Raw genomic sequence first — 15,753 nt, 5'->3', positions numbered from 1 at the left:
GCGAGAATCCCGCCGCCGTGAGGCTCTATACCCCGAGGCTCTTCAGCTTGCGATGCAGGGCCGAGCGTTCCATGCCGACAAACTCGGCCGTTCGTGAGATATTGCCGCCGAAACGGTTGATCTGCGCGGACAGATATTCTCGCTCGAACACCTCGCGGGCTTCCCGCAAAGGCAGTGACATGATGTGGGCCGATCCATCGGCGGGGCTCGCAGGCAGGATCTCGCCGATCTCCGGCGGCAACATGGCGGCCGTCACCATCGCTTCCGCATCTCCTTGGGTCAGGATCATCAGCCGTTCGACGTTGTTGCGCAGCTGACGGATGTTGCCCGGCCAGTCGTGCGCCTGAAGCACGGCCATTGCATCATCGGCGATGCGCCGCGTCGGCAGGCCGGCTGTCTGGGCGATCTGTGCCATGAAATAATCGACGAGTTCGGGGACGTCCTCGCGGCGCTCTGCCAATGACGGAACGCGGATCGGGACGACGCTCAGGCGATGGAACAGGTCTTCACGAAACCGACCTTCCTTGATCTCCGCTTCGAGGTCGCGGGCCGTGGAAGAAAGAATGCGGACGTCGACCTTGACCTTCTTGCTGCCCCCTACCCGCTCGAACGTCTGCTCGACGAGAACCCGCAGGATCTTGTTCTGCGTCTCCCGCGGCATGTCCGCGACCTCCTCCAGATAGAGGATGCCGCCATGCGCCTCTTCGAGCGCGCCGATGCGGCGATGTTCGCCGTCGACGGCCTCCGTCCCGAAGAGCGCGATCTCCATGTTTTCGGGCGTGATAGCCGCTGAGCTCAGCACGACGAACGGGCCGTTGACGCGGCGGGAGGCGGCGTGGATGGCGCGCGCCACGCGCTCCTTGCCTGCTCCTGAAGCTCCGAAAATCATCACGCGGCTGTTTGTCGGAGCGACACGTTCGATCGTCTGACGCAGATGGTGCATGACGGACGAGGAGCCGACGAGATCGTTGGTGACGCCCGAGCGCTGCTTGAGCTCGGCCACCTCTTTCTTCAACCGAGACGCCTCCAGGGCGCGCTGCGCCACGAGCACGAGACGGTCCGCCTTGAACGGCTTTTCGATATAGTCGTAGGCGCCACGCTTGATGGCGGAGACGGCCGTCTCGATGTTGCCGTGACCGGAAATGATCACCACCGGCAATGCCGGATGCTCGGTGTGGATGGCATCGAGAAGCGCCAGTCCATCGAGCCGGCTTCCCTGCAGCCAGATATCGAGAAAGATGAGGCCGGGCCTGCGTTCGGCGATCGCTTCCAGCGCGGCGTCGCTGTTGGCGGCGGTGCGTGTTCCGTGGCCTTCGTCTTCAAGGATGCCGGCGACGAGTTCGCGGATATCGGCTTCATCGTCGACGACAAGGATGTCGGTAGCCATCACTTGCTCTCCTGTTCGGCGCGTTCCGCAGGCTTTGTCTCTGCCTCGGTCGCGGCCGGATGGTTGGTATGTGGGAAGTTCATTCGAACGCAGGCGCCGCGGGCATCCACGCCGGCCGCTCGTGCGTCGAGAAGTTCAATGGAGCCTCCGTGTTCCTCCATCACCTTGCGCACGATCGCAAGGCCGAGGCCGGTGCCTTTCTGGCGGGTTGTCATGTAGGGCTCGAGAAGCTTCTCGCGACCCTCCTGGGGCAGACCCTTGCCATTGTCGATCACATCGACGATCGCGTGATCGATATCGTCGCGCACGCGCACGCGGATTTCGCCGCTCACGTTTTCATCTTCCGGAACCGCCTCGATCGCCTCGGTGGCGTTCTTGACGATATTGGTGAGCGCCTGCGTGACCAGGCGATGATCGACCGGCGCCTCGACGGGCGTTTCCGGCAGATCGAGTGCGAAGCTGATGTTCGGGTTGCCGACTTCCTGGAGGAAGACGGCTTCGCGGATGAGTTCGCGCAGATCGCGCGCTTCCATGACCGGCTTCGGCATCCGCGCAAAGGCGGAAAACTCGTCCACCATGCGGCGGATATCGCCGACCTGGCGGATGATCGTCTCCGTGCACTGATCGAAGACGACACGATCTCTCTCTTCGTCGATGCGTGGTCCGAAGCGACGGCGGATGCGTTCGGCCGAAAGCTGGATCGGTGTGAGCGGGTTTTTGATCTCGTGGGCGATGCGGCGGGCCACATCGGCCCAGGCCGACCGGCGCTGCGCGGCGACGAGGTCGGTGATGTCATCGAGCGTGACGACGAACCCGTCATGCGAGCTGTCGTCGGACTGCTCGATCGTCACCTGCACATTGAGCGTGCGAGGCTCGCCTTCGCGCGCAATGATGATCTGATCGCGTGCCGAACCGCGACCGCGGTTGGCGACCTCGTCGAGAACGTTCTGCAGTTCGGGCAGGAGCTCGTTGACGTGACGACCGACGATGCCGGTCTCTTCTTCGCCGATCGCTTCGAGTGCGGGGTGATTGGCGAGTGTGACGATACGGTCCGCATTGAGGCCGATAACGCCGGCCGAGACGCCCGACAGCACGGCCTCGGTGAAGCGGCGCCGCTCGTCGAGCTGGCTGTTGGCGGAAAGAAGCGCGTTGCGCTGTGATCGCAGCTGGCCCGCCATTCGGTTGAAGGTTGCGGACAGAATGCCGAGGTCGCCGGCTTTCTCCTGCACCGGCACGCTGACGTCGAGATTGCCGCCTGAAATCTTACTGGCGGCGCCGATCAGGTGTCGGATCGGTGCGACGAGCCCGTTGGCGAAACCGAGACCGATCCAGATGGCGGACAAAAGCACCACCAGCGCCATGCCGACGAAGAGGATGGCAAAGGCGATTTGCACGCCGAAGCGGTTCTCCTGCAACTGGCCGTATTCGGCGGCGCTCTCCTCGGTGAGGCGGACTTGTCGCGTCACCTTGGGGTCCAGTGGACGGGCAAGGTAGAGATAGACGTCGTCGAGGCTGGTGATCTTCAGCACACCGCCGACGAGATTGGTCGTGCCTGGTGCGATCAGCGCCGGACGGCCTTCATCGGCATCTTCAAACACCTGCTGCGGTGGTGGCGGCACCTTGAGGTTGGTCGAGGTTTTGCCTTCGACGATCACGGATCTGTCGCGCCGGATGAGTGCGATTGCTGACAGGCCGCGCAGCTGCGCCTGATTGGACAGGTAGGCGGCAATCGCCTTTTTGTTGAGCTCCAGATCCGGAGCGACGCGGTTGAACTCACTTGCGATCGCCAGAAGATCGATCGCCAGGATGCGGCTGTGCTCCTGCACATAGGCCTGCGCGACCTCCCGCGAATTCTCGATGATCGCTTCGGTGCGCTCGGCGAACCAGCGGTCGAGCCCCTTGTTGAGCGTGATCGAGGCGATTCCGGCCGTCAGGATCGCCGGCAGAGCTGCGATGATCGAAAACAGCGCCACGATGCGCACATGCAGCCGGGCGGCGGCGCGTCCGTGCCTGCGCGCAATCCAAAGCCCAGTTGCCTCGAACGCGACCGTCCCAATGAGGAAAAGAACGACGATGCCGTTCAAGAGGCCGGCTGTGCGCACAACCGCAGGCGTCGGCTCGATGGTGGTCTGTCCGGTGAGGATCAGAAACGTACCGATGGCGCTTGAAAGCGCCAGCAGGACCGCGAGCAGGCCGACCATGCGCGCGATGCGGTTGCGTTCGCCAAAGCCCGGACGGATGCGTTCGGGTGGCAGATCAGGGCTAGTGGCGACGGACATGGATCCTACGGTCGATCGGGTTGATCGCTCATGCGTGGGCACAGAACGTGGCTAATATGTCACAAAAACGGCGCCCGCACAGTGCGCGCGGCCCTTTTATCTCGGACCGCGCACAACCAGGATCTGCAGATCGCGAATTTTCTTGCGCAACGTGTTGCGGTTGAGGCCGAGGAGCTCCGCCGCGCGGATCTGGTTGCCGTTTGTGGCGCCCAGAGCTGCGCCGATCAGGGGAACTTCGATCTCACGCAACACCCGATGATAGAGCCCGGGCGGCGGCAAAGCGTCGCCGAACTCGTTGAAGAGATTGGTCATGTGCCGCGCGACGGAATTCGAGAGGCTCTCTTCCTCCGCTGGGCGCGCGGATTCTTCCACGTCGCCGATCGGATCGAGCTCGTGACGAATCAGGTCCGCGGTGATCGTCTCCTGCGGATAGAGCGCGGTCAGGCGTCTGATGAGGTTTTCGAGTTCCCGCACATTCCCCGGCCAGCGATGGCGTTTGAGCACATCGAGCGCGTCATTTTCCATCGTCTTGACGGGCAAGCCTTCGCGCTCGGCCTGGACGAGGAAGTGGCGGACGAGATCGGGAATATCATCTGTGCGCTCGCGCAATGGCGGCAGGCGGATCGGAACGACGTTCAGGCGGAAAAAGAGATCCTCACGGAAGAGGCCCTGGCGGATCAGGTTCTTCAGATCCTTGTTGGTAGCCGCAACGATCCGGACGTCAGTGCGGATCGGCGTGCGGCCGCCGACGGTCGTGTATTCGCCCTGCTGCAGCACCCGCAGCAGGCGCGTCTGCGCATCCATCGGCATGTCGCCGATTTCATCGAGGAAGAGCGTGCCGCCCTCCGCCTGTTCGAAGCGGCCGGCGGATCGGTGCTGGGCGCCGGTGAAGGCGCCGCGTTCGTGGCCGAAGAGCTCCGATTCGATGAGCTCCCGCGGGATGGCTGCCATGTTGACGGCGACGAAGGGGCCCTTGCGGCGCTTGCCGTAATCGTGGAGCGCGCGCGCCACCAGCTCCTTGCCGGTGCCGGATTCGCCAAAAATGGTGACCGTCAGATCCGTCTGCATCAACCGGGCAAGAACGCGGTAGATGTCCTGCATCGCCGGCGAGCGACCGACGAGCGGGATGGCTTCGTCCTGCTGGTCGTGTTCGGCGATCACTTTCGAACGCGGTTCGGACAGTGCCCGACCGATCGTCGCGATAAGCTCCTTCAGATCGAAGGGCTTCGGAAGATAATCGTAAGCGCCGCGCTCAGATGCCTTGATCGCCGTCATGAAGGTGTTTTGTGCGCTCATGACGATGATCGGCAGCTCCGGCCGGACGCGCTTGATGCGCGGCAAGAGCTCGAACGCGTTTTCATCTGGCATGACGATGTCGGTGACGACGAGATCGCCCTCGCCCTCCGCCACCCAGCGCCACAGCGTGGCCGCGTTGGAGGTCAGACGGACATTGTAGCCGGCGCGCGACAGCGCCTGGTTCAAGACTGTTCGGATCGCCGTGTCGTCGTCGGCGACGAGAATCGTGCTCTGACTCACGAGGCTCCATCCTCCTTCAGGTCGAGCTCGTCCGACGTCTGTTCGAGCGTCGGCATAAGAATGCGGAAAAGCGTGCGGCGGGGCTGGGATTCGCACTCGATGATGCCTCCGTGATCGCCGATGATCTTGGCTACGAGCGCCAATCCAAGACCCGTGCCATTCGCCTTCGAGGTGACGAACGGATCAAAGAGATGAGGCAGTACGTCGTCGGGCACGCCCGGTCCGTTGTCCATGACGGTGAATTCCAGCGGGAGGCTGACACGGCTTTGCGTCCCGGGAACCGACAAGCGAATCCCAGGCCGGTAGGCTGTGCGAAATGTTATTTCTGAATCGTTTTGATCTGCAAGGGCTTCCGCTGCATTCTTTACGAGATTTATGAAGACCTGCAGAAGCTGGTCGCGGTTTGCCAGGACCGGCGGCAGCGACGGATCGTATTCTTCGGTGATGCGGATGCCGCGCGCGAAGCCGGATGTGGCGAGTGTCTTTACGCGCTCCAGAACGCGGTGAATGTTGACCGGCTCGCGCTCGATCGGGCGGGCGTCGGTGAAGGTTTCCATGCGGTCGACCAGCCCTGCGATGCGGTCGGTCTCATCACAGATGAGGCGGGTCAGCGGGCGATCTTCCTGACTCGCGGACGCTTCCAGGAGCTGGGCAGCGCCGCGAATGCCGGACAGCGGATTCTTGATCTCGTGCGCCAGCATGGCGGCAAGGCCGGTCACGGTGCGCGCGGCCCCGCGATATGTCAGCTGCCGGTCGATCTTCTCCGTCACGGAACGTGGGAGGAGGAGAACCGAGACGCAGGCATCCGTCATGGAGACCGGCGTTGCGTAGATATCGACGAGCTTGTCGGAGCCGATGCGTGGCGAACTCATGTCGACGCGGTATTCGGCGATTGCCGCGCCGCGCGAACGGACCTGGTCGAGCAAGGGAAACAAGGGGCTGCCGAAAGGCACGAGGCGTTCGAGGCCGTCGCGATGCATGACCGCGGAGCTTGCGCCGAAAAAACTCTCTGCCGCCTGGTTGGCGTTCAAAATGGTGTTGTCGGCGTCGACCACGAAAATCGGATGCGGCAGGGCGTTGAGGATCGCGAGCGCCGGCACCCCCTCTTCTGCGTAAGGCTTCATCAGGCGGCCTCGCGCAAGGAAGCGGCGTCCGCCCGAAGATCGGGCAAGAGGGCTGCGAGTTCGGCCTTTACGCGCCGTGCCTCCGTTTCGCGCAGAAGCCTGCCGCGAGCAGCCTGCGCCGGTGCGTCCATCGCAAAATCGTCGAGGTACCAGGCAAGGTGTTTTCGGGCGATGCGAACGCCTGGAACCGGCCCATAGTGAGCCAGGATCATATCGTAATGCTCCATAATGAGGTCGGCACGCTCTCTCCCTGTCGGATCGGGTCGCGGGGTTTTGCCTTTAAGGACGTCGCCCGCCTGACCGACGATCCACGGGCGCCCGTAAGCGCCGCGGCCGATCATCACCCCCGCCGCTCCCGAACGTAGCAGCATGTCTGGCGCATCTTCGGGTGTCGTGAGGTCGCCATTGGCGATAACCGGAATTCCGACCGCTTGAGCCACGGGTCGGATAGCATCCCAATCGGCCTTGCCCTTGTAGAACTGGCTGCGTGTGCGTCCATGGACGGTCACCATGGCCACGCCCACGTTCTCCGCACGCTGCGCCAGCTCTGTCGCATTGAGCGAGGTATGGTCCCAGCCGAGGCGCATTTTCAGCGTGACCGGCACTTTGGCGGCGCGCACGGCAGAGGCGATCAGACGCTCGGCCATATCGAGATCGCGCATGAGATGGGAACCGGCGAAGCCGCCGGTCACGCGTTTGGCGGGACATCCCATGTTGATGTCGATGATTGCGGCTCCCGCCGCTTCGGCGATCCGCACGCCCTCGGACATGGCCTCCTCGTCGCGTGCGGCGAGCTGCACGACATGGAGGGAAAGACCCTCGCCTTCCGCACGCAGCCGCGCCTCTTCCGATTGCCGCTGCACGGCGTCGCAGGCGACCATCTCGGAAATCACGAGCCCCGCGCCGTAACGCGCGGCGAGCCGCCGAAACGGGAGGTCGGACACCCCCGACATGGGCGCCAGCAGGGCGCGATTGGGAATCGACAGCCCGGCAATCTTCAAGCTATCGATGGTGAGATCTGCGTCGGGCAATGATGAAAAATCCGGCAAAAACTATGTTTGCCGATAATCTAGTCATGTCTACGGCTTCGGCAAGTCCGTGAGCGAGGTTTCGGTACACATGAACGGTGAAGAAGGCAATGTTGCGCCACGCTCTTCCGCACGACCCAGATATGCAGCCCTGATCGTGGCTGCCGGGCGGGGTCACAGATCCGGGCTCGGCCTGCCGAAGCAATATGCGAAAATCGGCGGGATGGCTGTCTTGCGTCGCACCTTGCTCGCTTTTCAGGAGGCAGCCGAGATCGACGTCATCCGCTGTGTCATCCATCCAGATGACCGTGCTCTTTATGACGAGGCGGTGGCGGGTTTGTCCGGGATCGGAGAGCCGATTGCCGGCGGAGCGACGCGACAGATCTCGGTGCGTCTCGGGCTCGAAGCACTTTCGGACGAGCGGCCGGAGATCGTTCTCATCCACGATGCGGCGCGCGCTTTCGTCTCGCGCGAGCTCATCGCCCGTATGACGACCTCAACCGACGACAAGACCGGAGCGGTTCCGACGCTCGCGCTCTCTGACTCGTTGAAGCACGTCGAGGACGGCGTCGTCTTGGGGACGATCGAGCGATCGAGCTGCCGCGCCGTCCAGACGCCTCAAGCATTTCCATTCCAACCTATTTTGGACGCGCACCGGGCCGCTGCGGAACGCGACGACCTGACCGATGATGCGGCGGTCGCAGAGGCGGCCGGCCTCCATGTGCGCTCCGTCGAAGGCGATGAAAGGAACATCAAGCTGACTACTTCCGAAGATTTTGCGCGAGCTGCTGCCCATCTGGCTCCGGTGCGCGAATATCGCGCAGGTCAGGGCTTCGACGTGCATGCCTTTTGTCCAGGCGACCACGTTTTCCTGTGCGGCGTGAAGATCGATCACGACATGGCCTTGGAGGGTCATTCGGATGCCGATGTCGGGCTGCATGCCCTCACCGACGCCATCTATGGCGCGATCGGCGAAGGCGATATCGGACAGCACTTCCCGCCGAGCGACCCGCAATGGAAGGGTGCGGATTCAGAGATCTTTTTGAAGGCTGCGGTCGAACGCGTGACCGCTCGCGGCGGAGCGATCGTCAATGTCGACGTGACGCTGATCTGCGAAGCACCGAAGGTCGGGCCGCATCGCGAAGCCATGTCGGAACGACTGTCCGAGATGCTCGGGATCGCCCGCCACCGTATCAACGTCAAGGCGACGACGAGCGAGAAGCTCGGCTTTACCGGTCGGCGCGAAGGGATCGCTGCACTTGCCGCCGTCAGCGTCGCGCTGCCGGGAGACGGCGATGCGTGATCTCGAAACCAAGGCGATCGAACTTCTTAATCTCTGCAAGGACAAGGGCGTCCGGCTGGCGACGGCCGAATCCTGCACCGGAGGCGGCATCGCGGCTGCGCTCACCGATATCCCCGGCTCATCCGCCGCCTTCGAGCGTGGCTTCGTCACCTATTCCAACGAGGCCAAGATAGAGCTTCTCGGCGTGCCGAAGACGCTCATCGACACACATGGGGCGGTCAGTGAAGCCGTGGCGCGGGCGATGGCGGAAGGTGCCCTCGCCCATTCGCATGCCGATATGGCGGTCTCAGTCACAGGCGTTGCGGGGCCCGACGGCGGAACCGAGGAAAAGCCTGTCGGGCTTGTCCATTTCGCGGTGGCACAGCGCCATGGCGCAACCGCTCACCGTGAGAGCCGGTTCGATCCTCTCCTCGGTCGCGAAGGGGTCCGGCGCGAAAGTGCGATCCTCGCACTCAATTTTCTGATTGGAATGGTGCAGGCGGCGCCTGGTCAGAAAGCGAAGTAAGCCTCCGCTCAGGCGCGGGAAGGCGCGGCGTCTGTCCCGTAGAGGGCGTCTGCGCGCCGCTCGAAGGATGAGGCAAACGTCCGGAAGACGCGGTCGAACATCGCGCCCATCAGGGTGGCGAGCGTCCGGCTCTTGAACTCGTAATCGATGCAGAAATGGATCTTCGCCTGGTTTTCCCCGAGGCGCTCGAAGGTCCAGATATTCTCCATCGTCCGAAACGGCCCATCGAGGTAATCGGCCCGGATGGAGAGAGCCTCACGGTCCAGGGTCACCTTGCTGGTAAACGTCTCGCGCAGCATCTTGTAGCCGACGGTCATGTCGGCGACGAGGATCGTACGACCCTCGATCTGCTTTCTTCCCCGCACGTTCAGCCTCTCGCAGAACGGCACGAATTGCGGGTATTTCTCCACGTCCGCGACGAGATCGAACATCTCCTCCGCGGAGTGGCTGACGGTGCGGGAAGTCTCGTGATGATGCATGGGATCAGCTGGCGAGTGCAGCGCGGGCCTTGCGCAGGCGGGCGAAATCGTCTCCGGCGTGGTGGGAAGACCGCGTCAACGGGCTCGCCGACACCATGAGAAAGCCTTTGGCATAGGCGATTGCCTCGTAACTCTTGAAGCCCTCAGGAGGGACGAACTCTTTCACCGGATAATGCTTGCGCGAGGGCTGTAGGTACTGGCCCATCGTCAGGAAGTCGACCTCAGCCGTCCTAAGATCGTCCATGAGCTGCAGCACTTCATTGCGCGTCTCCCCAAGCCCGACCATGACGCCGGACTTGGTGAACATCTCCGGATCGAGTTCCTTCACGCGCTGCAAAAGCCGGATCGAATGGAAATACCGGGCACCCGGCCGCACCTTGAGGTAAAGCGACGGCACCGTTTCCAGATTGTGGTTGAAGACGTCGGGACGCGCTTCGACGACGGTCTCGAGCGCACCCGTCTTGCGTAAGAAGTCGGGCGTCAGAACTTCGATCGTCGTCTCCGGCGTCGCCTCGCGAATGGCGCGAATGACAGCTGCGAAATGTGCCGCGCCGCCATCCTCGAGGTCGTCTCGGTCGACAGAGGTCACCACCACATGCTGCAGGCCCATCTGGGCGACGGCGTGCGCGAGATTCTCCGGCTCGTCCGGATCCACAGGCCCCGGCATGCCGGTGCGCACGTTGCAGAACGCACAGGCGCGCGTGCAGGTCTCGCCCAGAATCATGAACGACGCGTGCTTCTTTTCCCAGCACTCGCCGATATTGGGACAGCCCGCTTCCTCGCACACCGTGACGAGTTTGTTCGACCGAACGATACCTGCCGTATCGCGGTAGCCTTGGGAGACGGGAGCCTTGACGCGGATCCAGGCGGGTTTGCGCTGGATCGGCGAATCCGGCCTGCGGGCCTTCTCTGGATGACGCGGCCGAGCAGTTGCCTCGGGCGCGCCATCTTCAGAAGGTTCGACTGTGTTGATGAGAGTGACCAAAACTCTTGACTATCTGCGGCCGCGAACTGCGCGGTAACCAAAAATGAGAAGGCAGGCGCCGATCGCGGCCACGACGAGCTGACCGATGAAGCCGCCGAGGGTGGAACCGAACAAACCCACCAGTATGGCATTCAGGATAATGGCACCCAGAATGCCCAAGACGATATTTGTGAGCAGGCCGTGGTCGGCGCTCATCACTTTTTCGGCGATCCAACCGGCGAGACCGCCGATGATGATCGTCATAATCCAACCGAAACCTTCCATCCCCGTCTCCTCTAGATTGCTTTCAGCCCTGTCGGGCACGAGTTCATACGTGGATAACGCGGTCATACGCGTCAAGAACGCTCTCGTGCATCATTTCCGAGAGGGTCGGATGCGGGAACACCGTGTGCATCAACTCTTCTTCCGTCGTTTCGAGGTTCATCGCGACAACGAATCCCTGGATCAGTTCCGTCACTTCGGCACCGATCATATGAGCACCCAGAAGCTCCCCTGTCTCTGCGTCAAAAATCGTTTTGACGAGCCCGTCCGGCTCCCCGAGCGCGATGGCCTTGCCGTTGCCGATGAAGGGGAAACGCCCGACACGGATCTTGCGTCCGGTTTCCTTGGCTTTGGCTTCGGTCAGCCCGACGGAGGCGATCTGCGGATGACAATAGGTGCAACCCGGGATCTTGAGCTTGTCCATCGGGTGCGGCTCCATGCCCTTGATCGCCTCGATGCAGATGACCCCTTCGTGCTCGGCCTTGTGCGCGAGCATCGGCGGACCCGCGACATCGCCGATCGCATAGACCCCCTCGACGCTCGTCCGGCCATAGGGATCGGCCGCAATCAGCCCCCTCTCCGTCTTCACGCCGAGTTCTTCCAGGCCGAGACCGTCGATATTGCCGACCACGCCGACTGCGGAGATGACCCGCTCGAAGGTCTTCTTTTCGCTCTTGCCGTCTTTCGTCTCGATCGTTGCCGTGACGTCGTCTGCGCCTTTTTCAAGCTTGGAGACCTTCGCTTCGGTCAGGATCTTGATGCCCTGCTTTTCAAGGCGCTTTCGCGCGAGCGATGAGATCTCCGCATCCTCGACGGGGAGGATCTGTGGCAGCACCTCGACCACCGTCACGTCGCAGCCGAGCGTGTGGTAGAAGGAAGCGAATTCGATCCCGATCGCGCCGGAACCGACGACGAGAAGCGATTTCGGCAAGCTCTTGGGAGCCATCGCCTCAAAATAGGTCCAGACGAGCTTCTGGTCGGGCTCCAGGCCAGGAAGAACACGCGGGCGTGCGCCCGTTGCCACGATGATGTGCTTGGCGGAGTACTGGCCGGGCTCGAGCGCCCCCTTCGGAGCCGGCTCGTCGCTCGGCGACACCTCGATCTTGCCCTTGCCCGCAAGCTTCGCTCTGCCCCAGATGACGTCGATCTTGTTCTTCTTCATGAGGAAGCCGACGCCCTGGTTGAGCTGACCGGCGACATTGCGCGAACGCTTGACGACGGCGCCCATGTCGAAGCCGACTTTTTCCGCCGTCAATCCGTAATCGCCGGCCTTCTGCATGTAATGGAAGATCTCGGCGGAGCGCAGCAAGGCCTTCGTCGGGATGCAGCCCCAATTGAGGCAAATTCCCCCGAGGTGGCGCGCTTCGACGATGGCGGTCTTGAAGCCAAGCTGCGCGGAACGGATAGCCGTCACGTAGCCGCCGGGTCCTGCGCCAATGACGACTACGTCATAAGATTTATCCGCCATTTCGCCTCGCCTGATCCTCTTTTCATGGTCCTGTCGGATTGCTCCGGAGGCTGCAAGGTAATGGCCGCAGCGTTTCGATCAAGAAGGAAGGGGGCGGAAGCTGCCATGCACCGCCCTCTCCTTTTCTCAAGCTCGTCCCGCGCCGGGGACGAGATCAGGTCGACGGCAACGCATAGGCGATGATCGAGTCACCCGTTTTCGTGCCGAGGGATCCGTGACCGCCGGCGACGACCAGGAGATATTGTTTGCCGTCAACGGCATAGGTCATCGGGGTCGCCTGGCCGCCGGCGGGCAGCCGATCTCGCCAGAGTTGCTCGCCGGTCGTCGCATCAAAGGCGCGAACGTAATAATCGAGCGAGCCGCTCATGAAGGCGAGATTGCCGGCCGTCAGGATCGGGCCGCCGAGGTCCGGCACACCCATCTTGAACGGCAGCGGGATGGGCGAGCGATCACGCACGGTCCCGTTTCGGTGCATGTAGGCCACCTTGCCCGTGGTGAGGTCCGCACCCGCGACGTAGCCCCAGGGCGGAGCCTGACAAGGAAGCCCGATCGGCGAGGTGAAAGGCTTCAGGCTCACTGCGAACGGGGCCCCGTAATTCTCGTTGAGGCCGGGTTTGCCCTCCGAAACGTAATTCTTCTCCGGATTTTCCCGAGGGATGAGCTTGGAGACGAAAGCGAGATAGGACGGCGTACCGAAGACGATCTGGCGGACCGGGTCGACGGCGACGCCGCCCCAGTTGAAGACGCCGAAATTGCCCGGATGGACGAGACTGCCTTCTGTCGAGGGCGGTGTGAAGCGGCCTTCCCAGCGATACTGGTGGAATTCGACTCGGCAAACGAGCTGGTCGAACATGGTCGCACCCCACATGTCGTGCTCGGTGAGCCGCGGCGGCTTCAGCGAAAGTGCCGATGTGGGCTGCGTCTTGGCCGCGTGATCTCCCTTGGCCGCACCTTGCGGTGCGGGCTCTTCGGTGACCGGGAGAATGGGATCGCCCGTCCGCCTGTCGAGCACATAGATGTCACCCTGTTTCGTCGCCTGAACGACGGCTGGAACCGTGTTCCCATCGATCTGAAGGTCGATCAGGCTCGGTTGTGACGGAACATCCATGTCCCACAGATCGTGGTGCACGGTTTGAAACACCCAGCGAAGTTCGCCGGTGACGAGATCGAGCGCCACGATCGAGGAAGAGAAGCGCTCGGTTTCCGGGGTGCGGTTGCCGCCCCATTGGTCGGGCGGCGCATTGCCGAGCGGCACGTAGAGGAGGCCGAGTTCCGGATCGGCACTCATGGTCGTCCACGAATTGGGCGAGTTGGCCGTATAGGTCTCGCCGTCAGAGATCGGCGTCGTTTCGTCCGGCCGGCCGGAATCCCAGTTCCAAAGAAGATCACCCGTGTCGATATCGTAGGCGCGGATGACGCCCGAAGGTTCTGTCGTCGAGACGTTGTCGTTGACCGAGCCGCCCACGACGACGAGACCGCGCGCAATCACCGGCGCGGAAGTCGAATAATAGAACCCCTCCTGGAGGTTCGGCATGTTCGCCCAGAGATTGACATGGCCGTTCTCGCCAAAACTGCGACACACCTCGCCCGTTTCCGCATTGAGAGCGATCAGGCGGGCATCGGATGTCGGCAGATAGATCCGCGTCGGACACTCGGTTGCGGTGGCGCTGTCAGATCCTTCGAGCGATTGGTAATAGGATACGCCGCGGCAGGTCTGATGCTGCCGGCTAGCTTCGGTCCCGACCTCCGGATCAAAGCGCCATTTTTCCTCGCCGGTCGCGGCGTCGAGAGCGATCGCCAGATTGTGCGGCGTGCAGAGGTAGAGCGTGTTGCCAATCTTGAGCGGCGTGACCTCGTAGGTGGTTTCCTTCGGATCGCCCGGCCGCCTCGTGTCGCCGGTATGATACTGCCAGGCGACCTTGAGATGGTCGACATTGCCGGCATGAATCTGGTCGAGCGGGGAATATTTCTGGCCGAACTCGGTGCGCCCATAGGCAGGCCAATCCGCCGCCGGCACATCTGCGGCCTCGCCCGACGGCCCGGTCTCCGCGTCGGCCATTCGCGCCGCCGGAAGCTGTCCCTGGAGATCGGCGGACGGCGTTGCGAGCGCATAGATGGCGACGCCCACGGCAAGAACCAGCGAGACGCCGAGCGGGATCCCCGCCCCGCGCCAGGCTGCAGGCCGCGGGTCAAAAAAATCGCGCTTCAATGAGCGCGTTACGAAAGGCAGAAGCAGCCAGATACCGATGAGGACGACGATGTCGCCGCGCGGAGCCAGTTGCCACCAATCGAAGCCCGCCTCCCAGATCGCCCAAACGAGCGTGCCGAGGACGACGGCAGCGTAGACGTAAAGCGCGGCCGCGCGATGCATGAACAAAAGGATGCCGGTGGCCAGAAAGCCGACAGCGGCAAGAATGTAATACCAGGAGCCACCGAGGGCTGCGAGCCAGATGCCCCCGACGGCAAGGGCAGCGCCCAGCAATGCGATGGCGATGCCAGTGATTGTGGCGACCAAATTCTCTCCTCCGGGATGGTTGATGTCTTACCAACACGGAAGGAGGCTCTCGGTTTCCCGTCGACGCCAGAATCCTTTGCCGGCGGAGATTGCGGGTGGGACGTTACGCCGGACGAGGCTGTTTCAGTTCACTTCTTCGGGCTTGGGCTTGCGTCTTCAGCTGGCGATTCAACACGCAGTCCGGCCTTCTTCCACGCCCCGAAGCCACCCTCGATATGTGCGACGGGCTTCAAGCCCATCTCGGCGGCGCGGCCAGCAGCCAGCGCCGAGCGCCAGCCTGCCGCGCAGAAGAAAATGAATGGGCGGTCTTCGGCAAAGACCGGCTTATGGTAGGGGCTCGCCGGATCAATCCAGAATTCAAGCATGCCTCGCGGGCAATGGATGGCGCCTGGGATCCTTCCCTCGCGCTGCAGTTCTCGGATATCGCGCAGATCAACGAGGACGGCTTCGGCCTGGTCGTGCCGCCGGAACGCCTCATCGGCGCTCACGGTTTCGATTGTCGCCTCGGCCTCGTCGATGAGCTGACGGTAGCCTTTGACGATTTGCTGCGGCATGGGTTTCTCCTGTTTCTCCGCCCCTTTAGCTAGGCAGTCTTCAGGAAGAAATGCAAACGCTTCGGCGTGGGAGAGCCGGCGCGGCTAAGGGCAATAAAAAACGCGGGACCTTTCGGCCCCGCGTACTGCGCGATTTCCTAGGATGAATGCGGTCAGCTGACCGCCACCGTAGTCGCTCCGCCACTGACCACCAGCGAGATCACCAGCAGCAGTCCTGCACATACTGCAAAGGTAATCGCCGCCGCCCGCCAGCAGGACGGCTCGTTCAAATCGGGCATCAAATTCCCCTTTGTCCCCTGGTGAGGAGGGAGTCCTTGGACCCTCCCGAC

Annotated in this window: 14 protein-coding genes; 2 read left to right on the top strand and 12 right to left on the bottom strand. The window is 62.7% G+C overall.

All coding sequences use genetic code 11. The annotated features are described in order from the left end of the window. Positions 1-25: 25 nt before the first annotated feature. The 5 genes from ntrX to dusB all read right to left on the bottom strand — a co-directional run bounded on the left by ntrX (position 26) and on the right by dusB (position 7,279). Positions 26-1,387: a nitrogen assimilation response regulator NtrX gene (gene ntrX / locus EO094_RS17105; RefSeq protein ID WP_128294078.1), complete on the bottom strand. Its 1,362-nt coding sequence runs from the start codon at positions 1,385-1,387 to the stop codon at positions 26-28. Continuing rightward, on the bottom strand, positions 1,387-3,666 hold the full coding sequence (locus EO094_RS17100; protein WP_128294077.1) for a sensor histidine kinase NtrY-like: 2,280 nt from the start codon (positions 3,664-3,666) through the stop codon (positions 1,387-1,389). The genes ntrX and EO094_RS17100 overlap by 1 nt, the downstream gene beginning before the upstream one ends. Positions 3,667-3,762: 96 nt before the next feature. Next, complete coding sequence (gene ntrC / locus EO094_RS17095) at positions 3,763-5,202, bottom strand: nitrogen regulation protein NR(I) (protein ID WP_128294076.1); 1,440 nt, start codon at positions 5,200-5,202, stop codon at positions 3,763-3,765. Further along, positions 5,199-6,326, bottom strand: coding sequence for a two-component system sensor histidine kinase NtrB (locus tag EO094_RS17090; protein ID WP_128294075.1), 1,128 nt, complete (start codon positions 6,324-6,326; stop codon positions 5,199-5,201). Before EO094_RS17090 ends, ntrC begins: the two co-directional genes overlap by 4 nt. Continuing rightward, positions 6,326-7,279: a tRNA dihydrouridine synthase DusB gene (dusB, locus tag EO094_RS17085; protein WP_128294333.1), complete on the bottom strand. Its 954-nt coding sequence runs from the start codon at positions 7,277-7,279 to the stop codon at positions 6,326-6,328. Before dusB ends, EO094_RS17090 begins: the two co-directional genes overlap by 1 nt. A 166-nt stretch (positions 7,280-7,445) precedes the next feature. On the opposite strand from dusB, the gene EO094_RS17080 reads away from it, so the two are divergent. Both EO094_RS17080 and EO094_RS17075 read left to right on the top strand, forming a co-directional pair. Further along, complete coding sequence (locus EO094_RS17080) at positions 7,446-8,657, top strand: bifunctional 2-C-methyl-D-erythritol 4-phosphate cytidylyltransferase/2-C-methyl-D-erythritol 2,4-cyclodiphosphate synthase (protein WP_128294074.1); 1,212 nt, start codon at positions 7,446-7,448, stop codon at positions 8,655-8,657. Then, positions 8,650-9,162 carry a CinA family protein gene (locus tag EO094_RS17075; protein WP_128294073.1) on the top strand — a complete coding sequence of 171 codons (513 nt, stop codon included), beginning with the start codon at positions 8,650-8,652 and terminating at the stop codon, positions 9,160-9,162. The genes EO094_RS17080 and EO094_RS17075 overlap by 8 nt, the downstream gene beginning before the upstream one ends. Before the next feature lie 8 nt (positions 9,163-9,170). On the opposite strand, the gene EO094_RS17070 is transcribed toward EO094_RS17075, so the two are convergent. The 7 genes from EO094_RS17070 to EO094_RS18910 all read right to left on the bottom strand — a co-directional run bounded on the left by EO094_RS17070 (position 9,171) and on the right by EO094_RS18910 (position 15,702). Next, positions 9,171-9,641: a type II toxin-antitoxin system RatA family toxin gene (locus tag EO094_RS17070; RefSeq protein ID WP_128294072.1), complete on the bottom strand. Its 471-nt coding sequence runs from the start codon at positions 9,639-9,641 to the stop codon at positions 9,171-9,173. A 4-nt stretch (positions 9,642-9,645) separates the two neighbouring features. Beyond that, the gene (lipA, locus tag EO094_RS17065; protein ID WP_128294071.1) at positions 9,646-10,626 is read right to left on the bottom strand and encodes a lipoyl synthase; all 981 of its coding nucleotides are present in this window, start codon (positions 10,624-10,626) and stop codon (positions 9,646-9,648) included. A 9-nt stretch (positions 10,627-10,635) separates the two neighbouring features. Continuing rightward, positions 10,636-10,956 (bottom strand): GlsB/YeaQ/YmgE family stress response membrane protein, encoded by a 321-nt coding sequence (locus EO094_RS17060; protein WP_409976970.1) that lies wholly within the window; start codon positions 10,954-10,956, stop codon positions 10,636-10,638. Beyond that, positions 10,934-12,355, bottom strand: a complete 1,422-nt coding sequence (gene lpdA, locus EO094_RS17055; protein ID WP_128294070.1) for a dihydrolipoyl dehydrogenase — start codon at positions 12,353-12,355, stop codon at positions 10,934-10,936. The genes EO094_RS17060 and lpdA overlap by 23 nt, the downstream gene beginning before the upstream one ends. 154 nt (positions 12,356-12,509) lie before the next feature. Continuing rightward, on the bottom strand, positions 12,510-14,870 hold the full coding sequence (locus tag EO094_RS17050) for a glucose/quinate/shikimate family membrane-bound PQQ-dependent dehydrogenase (RefSeq protein ID WP_128294069.1): 2,361 nt from the start codon (positions 14,868-14,870) through the stop codon (positions 12,510-12,512). A gap of 128 nt (positions 14,871-14,998) precedes the next feature. Next, positions 14,999-15,424: a rhodanese-like domain-containing protein gene (locus tag EO094_RS17045; RefSeq protein ID WP_128294068.1), complete on the bottom strand. Its 426-nt coding sequence runs from the start codon at positions 15,422-15,424 to the stop codon at positions 14,999-15,001. Between the two features lie 152 nt (positions 15,425-15,576). Then, positions 15,577-15,702, bottom strand: a complete 126-nt coding sequence (locus EO094_RS18910; RefSeq protein ID WP_261211581.1) for a hypothetical protein — start codon at positions 15,700-15,702, stop codon at positions 15,577-15,579. Between the last annotated feature and the right edge of the window lie 51 nt (positions 15,703-15,753).

It is taken from the genome of Afifella aestuarii, assembly GCF_004023665.1.
GTDB classification, from domain to species: domain Bacteria; phylum Pseudomonadota; class Alphaproteobacteria; order Rhizobiales; family Afifellaceae; genus Afifella; species Afifella aestuarii.
This window is presented reverse-complemented; position numbering and strand designations above follow the sequence as displayed.